This window comes from Zoogloea sp., from assembly GCF_028693495.1.
Classification (GTDB): domain Bacteria; phylum Pseudomonadota; class Gammaproteobacteria; order Burkholderiales; family Rhodocyclaceae; genus Zoogloea.
Map to the genome: position 1 here is coordinate 1 of NZ_JAQUVG010000176.1, position 2,971 is coordinate 2,971.

Genomic DNA, 2,971 nt, shown 5'->3' on the forward strand with positions numbered 1-2,971 from the left:
GTTTAACTCCTGGTTGGTTGTGTGGTTTGCCGGTCACGCTCTCCGGCGGCCTACAAAGCCCGGTGTCGCCGGGTGGCCCGCCCCATCGCGTCAGCCGGTGTTCTGGCCTGGAGTTGCGTTTGCTGATCGCCGCTTGGTCCGCCGTCAGCTCGGCGGGGAAGTCCCCCCGGAGGGGCCCGGCGGGGCGTGGCCGGGTAGGGAGTTATTTGGTTCGTGTTGCGTTGTTCGATGGAGTGCATGTTAGGCGACGCCTTACGTTTCAGTCAATAGGCGTCGCCTAATTTTTTTGATAAACTTCGCCTGCGCTGAACGCAAACGACTTTCAAGGCTGTGGGTTGTGAGTGCCAGGCGAAAAAAAACCGACCCCTTTCGGGGTCGGCTGTGTGGCTAGTTCGAGAAGAGCATGAGCAGAATGGTGATAAAGCGCTCCGCCTGCTTGTAGCTCAACTTGAACTTCAGTGTCAGTTCGAGCATTGGAGATTTCTCCAGATGTCAGACTGGCAGAGCGCTCCGCAGTCGAGGTTGAAATCGGCTGTGGGTCGGGCCTGTGGTGTTCATCAGTGGTCCATGTCGCAGGACCGCGCGCTTACCTGATGAACCCCCAGGCCATCCGTCGGGTGCGCACCCGACGGCTGAACCGCATGCAGAACCGGGTTTCCCCGGCTGCCTTATCGCTGGCTTGCGCCTGCATGCGGACTCAGGGGGAGGCCGCCCGCGCTCACGATGCGGGCGGCTTCTTCATCTCACCCAAGGCGGGTGACGTTGTAGCGAAATCATCATTCCGGATCGTACTTTGCCGTGACGGTCCCGAGAACGCGAAACTCGTCGAATATTGGCTGATAGTGGGAGTTGAGAGGCTTCAGCCAGCGCCGGCCATCCTCTTCGACATACACCTTGAAGGTCACCAGATTTTGACCGGCCAACTTGGCGATGATGCGCTGCCCAGAAACAGGGCTTCGCCTGTCTGGATCAACGATGATGATGGTGCCGTCTGGGTACGAGCGCCCCGAGGCTGAAGTCATCGATTCCCCTTGAACGCGCAAAGCGTAGGCGCTCGGGCTTCCGTTGCGAAGAATGGGCAGCCATTGCTCGGCGTAGCCGGGTTCGTAGATGTTCACCGCCTCATTCCAGTCCCCGGCCTGCACCCATGAGATCAAAGGTACGCATCTTTGAATGTCAGGCCCTGGTGAGACGTTGCTCTCCCGCTCAACGCTCGCGGTCGCCGGGCCAGAAGATGCAAGGGAAGGGCTGGAGAGGCCCGCAGGCCACTCAGATTTCAACAGCCCCCAGTGATCCGGTCCGGCAACGTCCGCGAAGTATCGCCACAGTTCAGGCAGCCTGTGTTTGGCGACGGAGCCCTTTTTGACCCAGTCGGACAGGGAGGGGGGCTGCATGCTGAAGTGGCGCGCGATCTCGGCCTTCGACTTGGCTGCGCCTGTGTCGATTTTGCGTTTGATGGCTTCAGCTATCGCTGCGCCAAATTCTTTACCTTTAAGCATTGCCTAATAAATCACGGGTAGGCGAGGTTAGGCAATTCCTGTTGATAAACATTAGGCGACGCCTTATCATTGTCTGCATGGACACACATCCCTCTATTTCCGTGGCGATCAAGACCATCGGCAGCCTTTCCGCGCTGGCTCGGTCTATCGGGGTTAAGCCTCCGACTGTCCACCAGTGGCAGACCGGCCGCCGCCCCATCCCAGCCGAACGTTGTCCCGACATTGAGCGAGCGACCGGCGGAGCAGTCCGCTGTGAAGACCTCCGCCCCGATGTGGATTGGGCCACCGTCCGCGCCAATCTTGCCGCCCCCGAAAAGGCCGTCTGATGCCCCCGATCTCCTCCAGTGGCGCACCTGCGCCCTTTGCCCTGTCGGCCCGGCTCCCTCGCCGGCCGGCGGGATTTTTTTGACCCCACAACCAGAGCGGAGCGCTCAATGACCATCCCCACAACCCCGTCCTTCAGCCGCAGCGGCCGCTCAGGCCCCGGCGGAAAGCACACCGAGCGGATCAGCACTGACGTGTCGGAGTCGCTTCTGTGCGACCTCGCCGATGCCCAGGAGCTGTTCCGCGAGCAGTCGCCCACGGCCACCCGTGCCGAGGTCGTGCGGATGATCCTCGAGGAGGATCTGCACGGCTGCATCGGCTCCCTGGCCCGCACGTTTCCGGCCGCGTCGAGCATGGACCTCGAGACGGCGAAGCGCACCTTTGCAGCCGTCTCCGGGCAGACGCTGGAGCAGTTCCAGGATTTCGTGATGGCCAAGTTCATTTTTGGTCGCCTCCGGGCTGCTGCTGATTACAGCGTGGCGCATGCGCTCAACATGAGCAAGCAGCGGAACGAGACCGCAGGCGGTCCGGTTTCGGACCTCGTATGAACCACGAAACAGAACACGCCGCCGCCCATGCCGCCCAGAGCGAGCGTGCCGTGAGTCTCGAGCTGGAGCGCGAGGTGTGCGGGGTGAGGCCGGCGACGAAGAGGTCCGCCCGCGTGCCGCGCGACACGGAGCCGTGCAACCTGGTCGCCTTCCTGGGGTTCGTGGCCGGAGTGTCTACGGCCCTGGCGCTGGCGGGCTGGGCGACTGGAGCCCTGCTGGGCGCTGGGCTGCAGTGGCTGGGGGTGCGGTGATGAGCCTGCCAGCCTCCAGCATCGCACCCGCACGCTGCGCCGACTGCGCCCACGTCGTGATCCAGGCCGTGACGTTCGACGGCCACATCGTGCCGCGCGACCGCTGCGCGCACCCCGCCGGGCCGAATCCGATGTACGAGGGATGCGGCTGGCACAAAGAAAAAGCCCGCTTCAACGGGGCGGCAACCCCTCCGCGGGCTTAGTTCAACTGACTTATGAGGTAAGTATGAACCACGAAAAAGAATACAGCAAGACGGCCGCAGCAGGCTGTGAAGTGCGCCGCATCAAGTCGCTTTCGACGGAAGGCCATTTCCTGCCCGAGTCCGCCCTGAAGGAGATCTCACGGGTT

Annotated in this window: 4 protein-coding genes; 3 read left to right on the forward strand and 1 reads right to left on the reverse strand. The window is 62.4% G+C overall.

Annotated features, from left to right (window positions below):
• Window positions 1-776: 776 nt before the first annotated feature.
• Window positions 777-1,499 (reverse strand): LexA family transcriptional regulator, encoded by a 723-nt coding sequence (locus PHD22_RS16790; protein WP_299869555.1) that lies wholly within the window; start codon window positions 1,497-1,499, stop codon window positions 777-779.
• 77 nt (window positions 1,500-1,576) lie between these two features.
• Between PHD22_RS16790 and PHD22_RS16795 the strand changes: the two genes are divergently transcribed.
• From PHD22_RS16795 to PHD22_RS16805, 3 genes are all read left to right on the forward strand, one after another.
• Window positions 1,577-1,825, forward strand: a complete 249-nt coding sequence (locus PHD22_RS16795) for a helix-turn-helix domain-containing protein (protein ID WP_299869557.1) — start codon at window positions 1,577-1,579, stop codon at window positions 1,823-1,825.
• Window positions 1,826-1,933: 108 nt separating this feature from the next.
• On the forward strand, window positions 1,934-2,371 hold the full coding sequence (locus tag PHD22_RS16800) for a hypothetical protein (RefSeq protein WP_299869560.1): 438 nt from the start codon (window positions 1,934-1,936) through the stop codon (window positions 2,369-2,371).
• Window positions 2,368-2,622 (forward strand): hypothetical protein, encoded by a 255-nt coding sequence (locus PHD22_RS16805; RefSeq protein WP_299869563.1) that lies wholly within the window; start codon window positions 2,368-2,370, stop codon window positions 2,620-2,622. Before PHD22_RS16800 ends, PHD22_RS16805 begins: the two co-directional genes overlap by 4 nt.
• Window positions 2,623-2,971: the final 349 nt, after the last annotated feature.